General features: G+C 43.0%; 13 protein-coding genes. 8 read left to right on the forward strand and 5 right to left on the reverse strand.

Annotated features, from left to right (window positions below):
* The first annotated feature begins 62 nt into the window (after positions 1 to 62).
* The 5 genes from ACSSVW_RS02740 to ggt all read left to right on the forward strand — a co-directional run bounded on the left by ACSSVW_RS02740 (position 63) and on the right by ggt (position 4,149).
* Complete coding sequence (locus ACSSVW_RS02740; protein ID WP_036972589.1) at positions 63 to 515, forward strand: YaiI/YqxD family protein; 453 nt, start codon at positions 63 to 65, stop codon at positions 513 to 515.
* Positions 512 to 1,051 (forward strand): DUF6942 family protein, encoded by a 540-nt coding sequence (locus ACSSVW_RS02745; protein WP_454178783.1) that lies wholly within the window; start codon positions 512 to 514, stop codon positions 1,049 to 1,051. Before ACSSVW_RS02740 ends, ACSSVW_RS02745 begins: the two co-directional genes overlap by 4 nt.
* Before the next feature lie 74 nt (positions 1,052 to 1,125).
* Positions 1,126 to 1,494: a response regulator gene (locus tag ACSSVW_RS02750; protein WP_421420647.1), complete on the forward strand. Its 369-nt coding sequence runs from the start codon at positions 1,126 to 1,128 to the stop codon at positions 1,492 to 1,494.
* 29 nt (positions 1,495 to 1,523) lie between these two features.
* Complete coding sequence (locus tag ACSSVW_RS02755) at positions 1,524 to 2,336, forward strand: substrate-binding periplasmic protein (RefSeq protein ID WP_454178784.1); 813 nt, start codon at positions 1,524 to 1,526, stop codon at positions 2,334 to 2,336.
* A gap of 115 nt (positions 2,337 to 2,451) precedes the next feature.
* Positions 2,452 to 4,149 (forward strand): gamma-glutamyltransferase, encoded by a 1,698-nt coding sequence (ggt, locus tag ACSSVW_RS02760; RefSeq protein ID WP_065979213.1) that lies wholly within the window; start codon positions 2,452 to 2,454, stop codon positions 4,147 to 4,149.
* Positions 4,150 to 4,399: 250 nt separating this feature from the next.
* On the opposite strand, the gene ACSSVW_RS02765 is transcribed toward ggt, so the two are convergent.
* The 5 genes from ACSSVW_RS02765 to ACSSVW_RS02785 all read right to left on the reverse strand — a co-directional run bounded on the left by ACSSVW_RS02765 (position 4,400) and on the right by ACSSVW_RS02785 (position 10,628).
* Entirely contained in the window at positions 4,400 to 5,062 is a 663-nt protein-coding gene (locus ACSSVW_RS02765; protein WP_454178785.1) for a class I SAM-dependent methyltransferase, read from the reverse strand.
* A gap of 9 nt (positions 5,063 to 5,071) precedes the next feature.
* On the reverse strand, positions 5,072 to 8,722 hold the full coding sequence (locus tag ACSSVW_RS02770) for an AAA family ATPase (protein ID WP_454178786.1): 3,651 nt from the start codon (positions 8,720 to 8,722) through the stop codon (positions 5,072 to 5,074).
* Positions 8,719 to 9,951, reverse strand: coding sequence for an exonuclease SbcCD subunit D C-terminal domain-containing protein (locus tag ACSSVW_RS02775; RefSeq protein WP_421419884.1), 1,233 nt, complete (start codon positions 9,949 to 9,951; stop codon positions 8,719 to 8,721). Before ACSSVW_RS02775 ends, ACSSVW_RS02770 begins: the two co-directional genes overlap by 4 nt.
* 68 nt (positions 9,952 to 10,019) lie before the next feature.
* Positions 10,020 to 10,256: a hypothetical protein gene (locus ACSSVW_RS02780; RefSeq protein ID WP_036972579.1), complete on the reverse strand. Its 237-nt coding sequence runs from the start codon at positions 10,254 to 10,256 to the stop codon at positions 10,020 to 10,022.
* A gap of 135 nt (positions 10,257 to 10,391) precedes the next feature.
* Entirely contained in the window at positions 10,392 to 10,628 is a 237-nt protein-coding gene (locus ACSSVW_RS02785; RefSeq protein WP_036972578.1) for a hypothetical protein, read from the reverse strand.
* 261 nt (positions 10,629 to 10,889) lie between these two features.
* On the opposite strand from ACSSVW_RS02785, the gene ACSSVW_RS02790 reads away from it, so the two are divergent.
* The 3 genes from ACSSVW_RS02790 (at position 10,890) to ACSSVW_RS02800 (ending at position 14,576) form a co-directional block, all read left to right on the forward strand.
* Positions 10,890 to 13,328, forward strand: coding sequence for a M1 family metallopeptidase (locus ACSSVW_RS02790; RefSeq protein WP_118844983.1), 2,439 nt, complete (start codon positions 10,890 to 10,892; stop codon positions 13,326 to 13,328).
* On the forward strand, positions 13,328 to 13,825 hold the full coding sequence (locus ACSSVW_RS02795; protein ID WP_180311817.1) for a DUF6702 family protein: 498 nt from the start codon (positions 13,328 to 13,330) through the stop codon (positions 13,823 to 13,825). Before ACSSVW_RS02790 ends, ACSSVW_RS02795 begins: the two co-directional genes overlap by 1 nt.
* 133 nt (positions 13,826 to 13,958) lie before the next feature.
* Entirely contained in the window at positions 13,959 to 14,576 is a 618-nt protein-coding gene (locus ACSSVW_RS02800; RefSeq protein ID WP_304634187.1) for an HAD family hydrolase, read from the forward strand.
* Positions 14,577 to 14,664 lie beyond the last annotated feature (88 nt).

The raw sequence follows: 14,664 nt of genomic DNA on the forward strand, positions 1-14,664 counted from the left end.
GCGGTAAATAAGTTTAATTACGTTAAACTACCTAAGCTTAGAATAGTTAAATAGAGAAAACCATGAAGATTTGGGTTGATGCAGATGCCTGCCCCGTTGTTATTAAAGAAATTTTATTTCGTGCTGCAGAACGAACGCAAACAGTCACTACATTAGTGGCTAATCATGCTATGCGTGTTCCGCCGTCTAAGTACATTTTTCGTCAGCAAGTATCGTCTGGTTTTGATATCGCCGATAACGAAATTGTTAAGCGAGTCGAAGCCGGTGATTTGGTTATCACGGGTGATATCCCGCTGGCAGCCGAAGTGATTGAAAAAAATGCACAGGCGTTAAATCCCCGCGGTGAGCTGTATACAACAGAAAATATACGTTCTCGCCTTAATGTGCGTGATTTTATGGACACAATGCGCTCAAGTGGTATCGAAATGTCGGGTGGGCCGCCACCGTTGAGCCAAGCTGACCGTCAGAATTTTGCTAATAACTTAGATCGAATTCTTGCTCAAAAATCATCATGATTCAGCAACAACACTCTTTACAGGGCTTTGGTGACAGTGCATTTAACGTTGCTGTGTACATAGAAAAGCGTCCGCCGATGGTGCCTTGGCACAATATTGATCATTTACATGCTATGCAAATTGGTCAAATAGATGACATTAATCAGGCTTGTGGAAATGGCTGGCGAAAAGTCTTTAATGTGTATGCAAAAGTGCTGTTTGCGCTGCCGAGCGAATATTTTCAGTTTGCTAAATGTTCTGCCAATTGGCAAACCTATCGTGATACGCGTTTACTCCAAGCACACAGTCACACAGCGTTGCTGTTTAGCCCTCCTGTATTTGACAACACGGATAAATTACACATTATCGCTGGGCGCACGTATGCAAAAAGCCTTGTTCAATCAGGTTTATTATCTAGCCAGTTCACTTGGCTTGATGAAGAGTTTGCCTTTAATAAGCAAGATAAGGTGATTGTGTGCCCCTATTTTGATTATAGGCAATTAAGTAATATTAAAATTGCGCGGCTTAGTCAGTTGGTTGCAGATATTTTCGCGTAAAAGTCTGCCTTATCATTGCGTTATTTGGCTTGCAAACTAAGCTTTAAGGTAATGTAAAACGGACTACACTTTATATGAAAATTCTTGTCGTTGATGATATGCCTTTAATGCGTCATGTTTTGATAAACATGCTACGTAGCCTTGATTACAACGACATAACAGAAGCAACGGATGGTTCGCAAGCGTTAGAGTTGTTAGAAAAGCAGCATTTTGATTTAGTTATCACTGATTTACATATGCCTAAAATGGATGGAAAGTGTTTACTTAATCACATTCGCGAAACCCCCGAGTTTGACGATTTACCCGTTCTTATGGTGACGTGTGAGGATAGCAAGCAAACAGTCACTGACATGATTGCCGCCAAAGTCAGTGGTTTTATCATTAAGCCATTTTGTCTCAACACGCTGCAAAAACAGTTAAGTAGAATCGTTAAACCTGCGTAATAAACCGAAAAAGCCTGGAGTTAATTGCGATGAAGAACTGGCCAGCCACACTCTGTTTATTTTTCACATGGGCAGCACTGGCTGAATCAACGCCATTAACCTTGTATACCGAATCATTTCCTCCTTATAATTTTGAGGAACATAATCAACCGACGGGTATTAATACTGAAATAGTTGAGACGATTTGTAAGCACGCAAAATTAAAATGTGTAATACAGGTGTTGCCTTGGAGGCGAGCGATGTCAAAAACGCTTGAGCAGCCGTATTCTGGTATTTTTTCAACGTCTCGAACAACACAAAGAGAAGCTCAGTTTCAATGGGTTGGTCCACTGGTGTCGGGGCAATCTTGTTTATATAGGTTAAGTGAGCGCACAGACATTGAGCTGACAAGTTCACGCTTATTAACTAATTACACAATTGGCGTATCACGCGGCGATGTTTATCAAGCCGTACTTACAGACTTACAGTTAGTTGAAGGGCATCATTTTTTAACCTACTCAGGTAAATTTGAAGAGTTAAATATGTTTAAACGTGGTAAGCATGATTTATTAATTGGCTCTTCCATGACGCTTGCAACACAATTACAAAAAGTGGCTTTAAACCCTGATCAAGTGATACCTGTGCTTGAACTTAACCACCCTGCTTTAGGGGGAAACTATTTGGCTTTAAATAAATCTGCTCCAACTAGTGTGGTCAGCGCACTTCAGCGCGCACTCGATACCATGAAAGAAAATGGGCAAATAGCTCCCATTGTTGAAAAGTTTGTCCCTGCTAATAAGTACCCTCATGTGCAAACCTCTCCTACGGTTGATAGATGTTTTTACGGTACGGCTGTTTATTAATAATCGGGTGCTGTTTACGAATTCAATCGCGTTTTTTTTGCCCTCGGTAGCAAAACCATTGTTTACAGTGACTTTGCTTTTTATAGTGAATAAAACAATAAAATGAGAAATAACCATGAATCCAACGCCACTACTAAAAGGGCTTGTGTTAGCGGTATGCTTAGGCGCTGCTGGGACGACACAGGCTTACGACCGTATCACAGGGCATAACTTTGCCAGTCGCTCAGAAGTTATTGCGCAATCAGGTATGGTTGCAACGTCGCAGCCATTAGCTACACAGGTTGGCTTACAAGTGTTAAAAGACGGGGGCAATGCCATTGATGCAGCAATTGCAGCCAACGCCGTACTCGGGCTTGTAGAGCCGACAGGGTGTGGTATAGGTGGCGACTTGTTTGCCATTGTTTGGGACAATAAAAGCAAACAGTTATATGGCTTGAATGCATCTGGCCGCTCACCGAAAAGCCTGACATTCGACACCTTAAAGGCACAAGGCGATATGATCCCCGCCTATGGCCCGTTGCCTGTTTCTGTGCCAGGCGCTGTGGATGGCTGGTTTGAATTACATAATAAGTTTGGTAAAACACCGATGAAAACCTTACTTCAGCCAGCAATTGATTATGCTGAAAAAGGCTTTCCCGTTTCTGAATTGATTGCCTATTACATGCAAAAAAGTGTTGATGCGCGTGGAAAATACCCTGGGTTTAAAGACGTATACATGCCAAATGGGGCGATGCCAGAAAAAGGCGATATTTTTAAAAATCCTGCCCTTGCAAATACCTATCGTAAAATAGCGAAGGAAGGACGTGATGCTTTTTACAAAGGGGATATTGCAAAAGAAATTAGCCGTTATATGAAAGAAAATGGCGGTTATTTATCGTACGACGACTTAGCTTCACACCACAGTGAATGGGTTAAACCTGTCAGTGCAGATTACCGCGGTTATACGTTATGGGAATTACCGCCCAACGGCCAAGGCATCGCCGCTCAGCAAATTCTAAATATATTAGAAGGATACGATATTAAAGGTATGGGTTTTGATAGCCCTGAGTATGTTCACACGTTTGTTGAGGCAAAAAAACTGGCCTTTGCAGACCGCGCTAAATATTACGCCGATCCTGCGTTTAATACTATTCCCGTGCAGACCTTGATTTCTCAGCAATACGCCGATGAAAGACGCAAGCTGATTGACCCAAATAAAGCGGCAAAACGTGATCATGCGGGTCCAGTAGAAGGCGATACTATTTACCTGACGACGGCCGATAAAGACGGCAATATGGTGTCATTAATTCAAAGTAATTATCGTGGTATGGGCTCAGGTATGACCCCCGCTAAACTGGGCTTTGTATTGCAAAACCGAGGAGAAATGTTTGCACTTAAAAAAGGCCATATGAACCAATATGAGCCGGGTAAACGTCCGTTCCACACGATAATTCCAGCCTTTGTGACCAAAGATGGCAAGCCATACATGAGTTACGGAGTAATGGGCGGTGCGACACAACCGCAAATGCATGCGCAAATTTTAATTAACATGATTGATTTTGGCATGAATTTACAAGAGGCCGGTGACGCTCCACGCATTCTGCACAGTGGCTCATCACAGCCTACAGGCGAAATTATGGAAGACGGGGGCGTTGTGAGTTTAGAATCAGGTTTTTCGATGGAAACTCGCCGTGAGCTGATGAAAAAAGGCCACACTTTGCAAGACGCTGTTGGACCATATGGCGGTTATCAAGCTATCTTAAAAGACCTTAAAACAGGGGTGTACTATGGCGCATCTGAAACCCGCAAAGACGGCCACGCCGCAGGGTATTAAGGTAATATAAGGTAATAAATCATTGTGTTGCAATTGATTGATGACGCGGCTTAAAGCCGCGTCTAACTCTCGCTGTGAGACTCGCTTTGCGTGGTTTATAAGTTATCGACATACCTATCTACCTATCTACCTATCTATCTACCTATCCCAGTAAGACTGACTTTAGAGGTGAACCGTACTTCGTGTGCGTGTGTTGCGCGATATATAATCGCGCTGACAATGGAAGTTCAAAGCTTAAAACTTAAAGAGTCTAACTCCCCACCACATACCCAGTGAAACCCAGCACTTTAAAATACTGTTTAGGGGTGCTAAATCCGCTTTCATTCATTAATTCTGAAAAACGAATACGGTCTAATGGATAAAACTCATGTTCTAGATTGTGTCGGGTGCGCTCTTTGCCGGCATCGGTTAAACCTAGCTGAGTACAAAGCTGTAGTTGTGATTCGCGCTCAAATTGCGTTTCAGGGCGCATTAAATCGGCAATGAATAAGTTGCCCTGCTTTTTAAGCCTGCTTTTAATCGCTTTTAACAGCGCTTTTTTATCGCCATTGTCCTCGACAAAGTGCATGACTAATAAACATAATGCTGCATCGGCGCTTGCATCAATATCGTTAATATCGCCACAATGAACCGTTACACGGTCACTGATGTTATGTTGGCTAAAGTGCTGCTCAGCGATATCCAACATATCTTGTGAAATATCCTGCGCAATAAAACGCCAGCCTGCGTTGAGCTTAGCAAGTTCTATGATCTCTTTTCCGGTGCCTGCACCAATCACTAAAATACACGCGTCGTTGTCGAGCGTGCTGACTAGTTGCGCTGCGGTTGCTTGGTGTAATAACGCGTACCCTGGCACTAAACGCGTTATGCGCTCATCGTAATGACTGGCTTCTTCATGATTAAAAGTTGGCATGCTAATCCTTTAAATAACAGAGATGGTTGAGTAACCACCGGGTTTTTTCGCTACATGTACCTGCGTAGCCACGCGTTCGGTCATTTCAGATACATGCGAAATAACCCCTACTTTACGGCCTTGTGCTTGCAGCGAATCGAGAGCATCCATCGCGATGCTTAACGTTTCACTGTCCAACGTACCAAACCCTTCATCGATAAACAAAGAGTTTATTTGCACTTTATTCGATGACAACGAGGCAAGCCCCAAAGCCAGTGCCAGCGAGACTAAAAACGACTCCCCGCCTGACAAAGTATTAACAGAACGCTGCTCATCGGCCATGTCTTTATCAATGATGGCAATATCCAGCGTTTGCCCGATAGCCGTTAATTTGTAGCGCTTGTTTAAAGTGTGTAAGTGGCTATTGGCATAATGCAGCAGTATTTTGAGAGTTTGCGTTTGCGCTAAGTTACGCATGGTTTTACCACTGGCATCACCCAGCACTTTATTAAGTAAATGCCAGTGCTCGTAGCGCTTTTGCTGTTGAACTAATAATTGCTGTTTATCTGCTAATGCTTGGCTATTTTGTTGGTGCGTGTGCAGCTCACTACCCACTTGCATCAGCGATTGATTCGTATGTTGCTGGGCATTAACGGCGTTAGCTAGTTCAGTTTCAGTGTCGCTTTCGCTGTGCTTTGGCTGATCTTTTAAATGCGCCGACTGCGATGAATGCAGCTGTTTTAAAGCTGCTTGAGTTTCTTTTAGCGCATTTTCTGCCGCGTGGTGCTCGTTGAGTGTTTGCTTTATTGATTCGCTACTGATGCTTAAAAGCGTTGTAATTGCGTCTTCAGAAAGTGAAGGATGCTGTGCTTTAAACTCGCTAAACCACTGCGTGAATCGTTTTTCAAGCGCAGCTTGTTCATCGCTTAACTCTTTTTCACGCATCGTTAAGTGGCTTATTTGAATAGCGTGCTCGTCACGCGCTTTAACCGCATTGCTTAGGTGTTGCTGAGCCTGTTGCACTGCTTGCTGTAACGAGTCAATGGCCTGTTCAAGTTGTGCAATATACTCATCGACCGACATGTTCGCATCGGCAAACAAGGCAATGCGTTTTTCATGCAAATCAGCCTGCTCGTTCTCGGTATGGGCAAGTTGCGCAGTGCACTTAGCTTTCGCTTCTGCTGCTTCATGTTGCTGAGGCAGTAAATGCGCGATGGTTTGATCAGTGCTTGTTAGAGCCTTCGTTAGCTCATCTGATTGTTGAAGTTTCGTTTGATAGCGTTGCACATCCTCTGCAATAGTCTCTAATGACACGTGTTGTTCATTGAGCTGTTGCCACCAAGGGGCATTTTTAAAGGTGTCGTCGAGTGCGGTATGCAGTTGCTGATGTTCTGCGTTTAGCTCGTTTAAACGTGCTTGTTCAGTGTTGAGTTGCTGCTGTGTTTCACTCAGCTTTTGCTCTGCTGCATGCAGTGCTTGCCCTTTTTGATTAAACTCTGCTTGTTTGGCTGTTAATGATGTTTGCAGCTGCTGTTGTTGCTCAAGCACTTTAAAATACTGCTGTTTCTGGCTCGTGAGCTGCTGCTGACGCTCGTTTAATTGCGCCTCTGTTAAATCATTCAGCTCTGTACGATTTGCCGCCATGGTCTGTTTGAGCGTGTTCTGCTGGTCGGTGAGTTCACTCACCTGCCCCTCTAATGACGCTATTTGCTGAGTACAGGCTGTCAGTTCATTACTTTTTGTTTGTTGTAAAGCTTGCTGATTATTTAAGTGCTGTTTGGCACTATTAAGTTGCTCAGTAAAATCATTAATGAGCTGACTAAACTGCGCATTAACCACATCATGTTGAAACGGGTGCTCAGTCGAACCACAAACAGCACATGGCTCACCCGCTTTTAAAGTGGCTCTTAATTGGCTGACCCCCTCACTGGCTCTTAACTGAACTTGCTGTAAGTTTTTCTCGCATAGTGTCAGCTGTTGTTGGGCGTTTTCTACATCCTGCCCTATCGCGCTGAGGGCTGTTTGTAACTGTTGTTTATTTTGGTTTAAGGTGTCTGATTGGCTTTGCCACACTTTTAATTGTTGCTGATTACTTTGCCACAGTTGACGCTTTTCAATAAGGTGTTTAATCGCCTCTAGTTGTGCATCTATGTCGGCCATAGACTGACTATTTAAGCGGTCTTTGAAGCTAGCGTCTTGTTCATTCAGCGTTTTTAGTGCGTGCTCAAGCGCTTGATACTGTTTTTGTAATTGCTGACGACTGTGTTGCTGCTCAGTAACCGTAGGCTGAAGTGACTTTATCGTTTGATTTGTTTTATCAATACGAAGCTGCAGTTGATTAAAGCGGCTTAATTCACTTTTATAATATGACCAGTCTTTCGCTAATGGTTGCCATTGTGCATGTGTCGCTAACCAATTAGTGAGCGCTTGTTGTTGCTGATGTTGCTGTTGTTGCTCAGCCTTTGCCGTATTAAGTTTATTGCTCAGCTCGGTGTTATGCTGGTTTGCTTTTTCGAGTTGCGCTTTTTGAGCGTGTGCTTGCTGGTTCAATACCGCCAGTTGTTTATCGTACTCACGTGCTTGGCTAATGATTGGCTGAGCATCTTTTTGCGTTTGTTTCGCTTGCTTTAACTGCTCAGTGTGTTTGTTTAGCGTTTGCTCTGCGTCACTTATCAGGGCGTTATGATCAATTTTTAAAAGTTGCTCACGGTTTTCTACAAGCTGCGCTTGCTGAGCTTTAATTGTGGCTGTGCGCTCACGGTTATCTTTTATTTCTAAGCACTGCTGCGCTTGTTTGGCTTGCTTTGCTTTATCTTCAAGTTGATGTAATTGCTGCTCAGCTTGGTGCTTTGTGTGTTCTGCTTGCGTTATTTGCTCTGATAGATGCGCCGCCTGTTCATACCAAGTTTGGTATTGCTCCAGCTGCTTTATTTGGTTTTGTAGTTCAGTTTGCTTCGTTAATAGCGATTTATGCTCAGCTTGCTTAGCCGCTAACTCTTCGGGGCTTAATACCTTAAAGTTCGCCAAGCTGAGTTTTAATTGCTCAAGGGCCTGTTGTTGTTCGCGGTGACGTTCAAATATCCGTTGCCCAATACGACTAAATTTGTCGGTGCCAGTTAAGCATTCTAACAGTTGTGCCCGTTCATCCCCTGTGGCTTTCAAAAAGGCTGCAAACTCATGCTGGGCAAGTAGCACCGCCCGCGAAAATTGATCAAAGCTTAAACCAATAATGCGCTCTATTTCTTTGCTGGCATTACTTCTATCGGCAATTAAGGTTTCGTCAGGCAACGAATGAAGCGTGTGTTGCGCTTGTTGTAATTTGCCATTCGCTTTGTTCCGTGCGCGGCTAAAGCTCAAGCGAGCACGGTAGTGATGTTTATCTTGGCCTATAAAGTCCACTTCGGCATAGCCCTGCCCTGCCCCACGGCGTAATAAATTTCGCGAGTCATTGAGCTTGATATTATCGCCATTAAAGTCAATTTTATTACCTGTGTCGCCACGAAGTCTCGCGGTTTTGGTATACAGTGCTAAACAAATGGCATCAAGTAACGTACTTTTACCTGCCCCGGTATCACCTGTAATGGCAAATAGCCCAGCTTCTTTTAATGGCGAAGCTGTAAAATCGACTTCGGCATCGACAATGGATGCCAATTGATGAACACGTATCGCTAAAATTTTCATAGCACGTCCTCCGTATTCAACTCATCGATAACGTGGCTTAATAAGTCTTCGAGCTCTTTTGGCACTGCTTGCCCTGCCATATCTTTATGATTGGCAAAGGCTTGCTCTAACAACGAATGTGGATTGAGAGCTTCGATTTGCGACACATCGTCAAACAAGGCTTGCTCATCGTCTTGATGATTGCGCTCTTGTCGCACCCGTTCAATCCCACAAAACTTAAGCTGCTTACCTGCCAGCGCTTGTTCAATTTGCTCTCTGAACGTGGTGTCGGTGTCGTGAGCGCTCAGTTTAACGCGTAAATAGGGCGCTAAGTTTTCATCGCTTAAATCAAGTTCACTCAACAGCTCACACAATTCACTCAGTGGCACACAGTCTTTTTCGGGGAGCAGTATGACTTTACAAAAGCTCGGTATGTAAAGGGGGTTTACAGTGCAACTTGAATCAGAAAGCTCAATTAACACAACTTGGTGCTGGTAACGGCGCTCAGAAAAGGACATCGGCATGGGGGTGCCACTGTAGCGAATGGTCTCAGACTTGGCGACGGTTTGTGCTTTATGCAAGTGACCAAGGGCTACGTAATCAGCCTGTTCACTAAAAATGTTAGCAGAGATCGCTTCTTCACCGCCAATCACTAAGTTTCGCTCTGAGTCTGTCGAAATATCGCCGCCTTTTGCATGGAGGTGTCCCATTACAATTAGCGGCGCTTTCGGTAACTCACTGGCAGCATTTAGTGCATCTTTATAAGCCAATGCCACTGCTTGGTTGTAACTTAAAGGTTGCTCTTCTTGGCGATTATAATGACTTAAATCGCTGCTTCGTAAAAATGGCATGGCAACAACATGTGCTTGGCCATTTTTTGTTGATATAGGCAGTACGACATCCTTTGGGCTTGCGGTATCGAACCGACCCACCACATGCGTATCAAATTGAGCCAGTAAGGGTTTTGCAGCCATGATACGGTTTGCCGAGTCATGATTACCAGCAATAATCACGATGTGTAAATCTGGGCAACGTTGTTTGGTGTTCTTGATAAATTGATAGAGTTGGTTTTCAGCACTCGCAGGCGGTGTCGCCGTGTGATAAATATCGCCAGCAACGAGTAATAAGTCGATGTGCTGTGCTGCGAGAGTCTCCGTTAACCAGTTTAAAAAAGCCTGATGTTCCTCGAAGCGGGAATGTTCGTAGAATTGTTGGCCTAAATGCCAATCAGAAGTATGAAGGACTTTCATTAAACGCTCTTATTATTTATTAAGAGCGTCAATATACCTAAGCTGAGCCTCGATGCCCAGCCTCGTTTTTAACTTAAGCTATACCACGCAAACAACACCATAGGCAAAGCAAGCAATGCCATTATTAAGGGCACTTTGATAGCCTTTGTTTGTTTGGCCTGTAAAACTTTAAGGGCATTGGTTTCATTACATGCCGCTACTTTGTCGATATAGAAATACCCCGAATCTAGGTATTGTTTACAATTTTGTTCGTCCGCTGGAATTGCAATTAGTTCTTGTTGTTTTTTTAGGATGTAAAAATCCATACGCTCACCGAATTCTATGCTGATTACCGAAACATTTTTTGGGTATAAATAGACACACATAAACACCCAAATCGAAAAAAGTGGGCGATTTTAAATACAAACAGCAGTAAATTTCAATAGAAAATGTCGCAAAAACTACTTTATTGCGAAAATAATTGCAATTAGACTCAAAATAACCAGCGTTGAGCCATAAAACAGCCATTTTTTAGGGCGTTTTGCATGGGGAGTGGTACGCGATAGTGCATCGGGTTCATCGCGAGCGGCAATGACCTCTACAAACTCAAATCCGCGTGCTTTGTATTCGTTTAAAACCGATTCTTCTGCTGGAATAGCAGCTAATCGAGAGTCTTTTTTTACAATGTAAAACTTCATTTAAGTCCCCTCTTACCTTTAAACAAAAAATAAGCAACCTCGCTATATTTTAAGTGTAATACGGGGGTATGAATTAGCACTGAACCTGTTAGGTTTGTAAAGGGGCTTTACAGTTTTGTTAATAGCAGATGAAAGGATTGAAAAATACAGGCTAGGAAAGCGCGAATACTACCCTAAAAAACCCGCACTTTATCGTGATTTTATTGAAATTTTGTTAGTGGTTTGAGATGTTACGCTCACGCATATTTTACAGGATTAACAATGAAAAAAGCAGTTATTACTTTGAGTGCTTTGGTATTGCCTTTAGCAGTATCAACCGCAGTCATGGGGTCGTCTGTTGAGCAAACAAAAGGCTCATTTGTTGACAAGTTCCGTCAACTTGATGAAGCACTTGCAACGCCTAACGTATACCGTAGTGCCGCGGGTGAACCCGGCGAAAACTACTGGCAACAGCAAGTAAATTACGACATCGATGTAAACCTTGATGAGAAAAAACGTCGCTTAACAGCGCGTCAAACTATCGAATATAAGAATAATTCACCTCACACATTAAAGTACCTTTGGTTGCAATTAGACCAAAATATTTTTAAATCTGATTCAATTGCCGAGATGACCGCTACTTTCAATGGTAAAACATTGCAAGGTGACCCTCAGCCAAAAGCCACTAAATTGAGCTTAGGCCAGTTACGTCGTCAGCAATTTATGGCCGACAACGAGCTAGGTTTTCAAATCGCCAATGTTAAAGACGAAGACGGAAAAGAGCTTAAAGTAACCGTGGTTGATACCTTGATGCGTATTGACCTAAATGAGCCGCTTAAACCGGGTAAAGACGTTGAGTTCAGCATGGACTTCGCCTTTAACATTGTTGAAGAAGATGCGGTAGGCGCACGTTCAGGTTATGAACACTTTGAAGAAGATGGCAACGATATCTTTTTATTAGCACAGTGGTTCCCGCGTCTTGCTGCGTACACAGACTATGAAGCATGGACTAACAAAGCGTTCTTAGGAAGCGGTGAGTTTACACTGGAATTTGGTAATTATGATGTCGAAATCACCGTTCCTGCGGATCACATTGTATCGGCAACAGGTAAGCTAGATAACCCAGGCAGTGTATTAACACGTACGCAGCGTAATCGTCTTGAAGAAGCTGAAAACGCTAAGCGCCCTGTATTTATCGTGACCGAAGAAGAAGCACTTGAGAACGAGAAAGAAGGCACCGACAAAACCAAAACATGGCACTTTAAAGCCGAGAACGTGCGTGACTTTGCATGGGCATCATCACGTAAGTTTATGTGGGATGCAAAAGGCTACCATCAAGGTGGTAAAGAACAGCCGTTAGTGATGGCAATGTCTTTCTATCCGAAAGAAGGCGGTGACCTGTGGAAGAAATATTCTACCGAAGCTGTTGTGCACACGATGGAAGTGTATTCACGCTTTTCGTTTGACTACCCTTACCCTGTGGCTCAATCAGTCAATGGCCCTGTTGGGGGGATGGAATACCCCATGATCACATTTAATGGTCCGCGTACAGAGCTTCAAGACGATGGTACCCGTACTTACTCTCAAGCTGAAAAACGTTTCTTAATTGGTGTTGTTATCCACGAAGTCGGTCACATTTACTTCCCGATGATTGTTAACTCAGACGAGCGTCAGTGGACGTGGATGGACGAAGGTCTAAACAGCTTCCTAGATGGTGTTGCGGGGCGCGAATGGGACCACACAATCCCTTGGGGTGTTGAGCCGCGTGATATTGTTGAATACATGAAGTCTGAAAACCAAGTACCCGTTATGACACAGTCTGACAGCGTATTACGTTTAGGACCTAATGCGTATACTAAACCTGCTGCTGCACTTAATATTTTACGTGAAGTGATTCTAGGTCGTGAGCTGTTTGACTTTGCATTTAAAGAGTACGCGCAGCGTTGGAAGTACAAACGCCCTACTCCTGCAGATTTCTTCCGTACTATGGAAGAGGCGTCAGGGGTTGATCTAGATTGGTTCTGGCGTGGTTGGTTCTACACCACAGACCATGTTGATATCTCGTTAGACAAGGTTTATCAACTGCGTTTAGACACAAAGAATCCTGATATCGACTTTAATCGTCTTCGCGATATTGAAGCTGATAAACCAATGCCATTATTCGTTAAACGCAATAAAGAAGAAGGCAAAAAGTTATGGGTTGAAGAAAACCCAGATGTCACAGATTTCTATGACGAAAACGACCGCTTTACAGTGACTAACAAAGAACGTAACGCGTATAACAAGTTCCTTAAGGGGTTAGAGCCGTGGGAGCGTAAAACGTTTGAACGTGCAATTAAGGAAGATAAAAACTACTATGTGCTTGAGTTTTCAAACTTAGGTGGCTTAGTGATGCCTATCTTATTAGAGCTGACCTATGAAGATGGCACGAAAGAAGAACAGTACATTCCGGCTGAAATCTGGCGTCGTAACCACAAGCACGTACAAAAGCTAATTATTACTGAAAAAGGTAAAAACTTAGTGTCTGTTACGGTTGACCCTCGCTGGGAAACAGCCGATGTTGATGTGGAAAACAATAACTACCCTCGTCGTATTATTCCATCGCGTATCGAAGTATATAAGCGTGAGAAGAGTAAAGCGAAAGTGAGCCGTGATATCATGCAAGATATTAAAACTGAGCTGAAAAAAGACGACGAAAAAGATGCTGAGGAGCAAAAATAATGCGCTTTATAGCCATTATTTTCGCTTTATTACTGAGTGCGCCAACGATGGCGCACCAGTTAAAAGCGTCTGTGACTACGGTATTATTTAATAAACGCACTAATAACATAGAGCTAATGCATCGCTTTTATTTGCACGATACGGAGCATGCTGTTGAACATTTGTTTAATGGCAATGCCGATATCTTAAGTAACAAAGAAGATCAAAAGCGTTTTGCTGATTATGTTGAGTCACACATTGCACTGCAAACCTTAGAGGGCAAGCCACTTGAGCTTAAAAAAGTGGGAGCGCAAGTTGATGGTAAGTTCTTTTGGGTTTACCAAGAAGTCACCATCCCTGAAGGCATCAAAGGGATTCGTATGAGCAATGGCGCGTTACGTGATTTATGGCCTGCACAGGTCAATATGGTTAATATTGAAGGCAAAGGAAAGGTGAAAACACTGACCTTTAGCCAAGATGATAACTGGCTTGAAGCTAAATTTGAGTCAATTAAATAATAACCCTATCCGATAAAAAAGGATTAAAAAAGTCTATTTTTTAATCCTTTGATCCTTTAATTAACGGTTATCGTACACTATCTTATTAATGGGTCTTAAAATTTTCCCCCAATTCTCATATACAGGGATTTATATGAATATCCATGATAACAATATACGTGGTGTCATTTTCGATTTAGACGGTACCTTGGTTTCGTCAGAACTCGATTTTTCACTGATTAAAGCGCAAGTTGGCTGCCCGCTTGAAAAAGATTTGTTAGCCTTCATAGCCGCTTTACCTTCGCCTTATATGCGCGAAGAAGCGATGAACATCGTGCATCAACATGAGCTTTTAGATGCGCAGCACTCGCATTTATTGCCAGGTGTTGCCAGTGCGGTTACTGCACTCAAAGAAAATAATATTCCAATGGCTATTGTTACGCGCAATTATGACCGTGCTGCAGCAATTAAACTTAAAAATAACCCTTTGCCAATCGAAACAGTGCTGACTCGCTCAGATGCGCCAGCAAAGCCAGATCCAAGTGCGCTTAATGCGATTGCAACGCTTTGGGAGCTTGATAAATCAGAGCTGTTGTATGTTGGCGATTATTTGTTTGATATTCAAGCGGCACATAATGCGAATATGCGTGCTTGTTTGTATGCGCCAGATGACATTCCTGACTATGCTGATCAGGCAGATTACGTACTGCATCATTTTTCAGAGTTACCTAATTTAGTCGGCGCATTTCAACAAAATAAAGTGTTATGTTAAATAGCGCTTCCTTTAATTATTTCTGCATCGTTTTCTTAATTTTTTACTTTCAAGGTTGTCGCCACAGTCGTTGTCTATTTTAGCGAGA

This window comes from Pseudoalteromonas sp. MBR-15 (assembly GCF_053628915.1).

Excerpts from the sequence above, each read along its gene's own strand:
- ACSSVW_RS02780 (WP_036972579.1), bottom strand. The coding sequence starts at position 10,256 with ATGGATTTTTACATCCTAAAAAAACAACAAGAACTAATTGCAATTCCA.
- ACSSVW_RS02770 (WP_454178786.1), bottom strand. The coding sequence starts at position 8,722 with ATGAAAATTTTAGCGATACGTGTTCATCAATTGGCATCCATTGTCGAT.
- ACSSVW_RS02785 (WP_036972578.1), bottom strand. The coding sequence starts at position 10,628 with ATGAAGTTTTACATTGTAAAAAAAGACTCTCGATTAGCTGCTATTCCA.
- ACSSVW_RS02775 (WP_421419884.1), bottom strand. The coding sequence starts at position 9,951 with ATGAAAGTCCTTCATACTTCTGATTGGCATTTAGGCCAACAATTCTAC.
- ACSSVW_RS02795 (WP_180311817.1), top strand. The coding sequence starts at position 13,328 with ATGCGCTTTATAGCCATTATTTTCGCTTTATTACTGAGTGCGCCAACG.
- ACSSVW_RS02755 (WP_454178784.1), top strand. The coding sequence starts at position 1,524 with ATGAAGAACTGGCCAGCCACACTCTGTTTATTTTTCACATGGGCAGCA.
- ACSSVW_RS02800 (WP_304634187.1), top strand. The coding sequence starts at position 13,959 with ATGAATATCCATGATAACAATATACGTGGTGTCATTTTCGATTTAGAC.
- ACSSVW_RS02740 (WP_036972589.1), top strand. The coding sequence starts at position 63 with ATGAAGATTTGGGTTGATGCAGATGCCTGCCCCGTTGTTATTAAAGAA.
- ACSSVW_RS02790 (WP_118844983.1), top strand. The coding sequence starts at position 10,890 with ATGAAAAAAGCAGTTATTACTTTGAGTGCTTTGGTATTGCCTTTAGCA.
- ACSSVW_RS02765 (WP_454178785.1), bottom strand. The coding sequence starts at position 5,062 with ATGCCAACTTTTAATCATGAAGAAGCCAGTCATTACGATGAGCGCATA.
- ACSSVW_RS02750 (WP_421420647.1), top strand. The coding sequence starts at position 1,126 with ATGAAAATTCTTGTCGTTGATGATATGCCTTTAATGCGTCATGTTTTG.
- ACSSVW_RS02745 (WP_454178783.1), top strand. The coding sequence starts at position 512 with ATGATTCAGCAACAACACTCTTTACAGGGCTTTGGTGACAGTGCATTT.
- ggt (WP_065979213.1), top strand. The coding sequence starts at position 2,452 with ATGAATCCAACGCCACTACTAAAAGGGCTTGTGTTAGCGGTATGCTTA.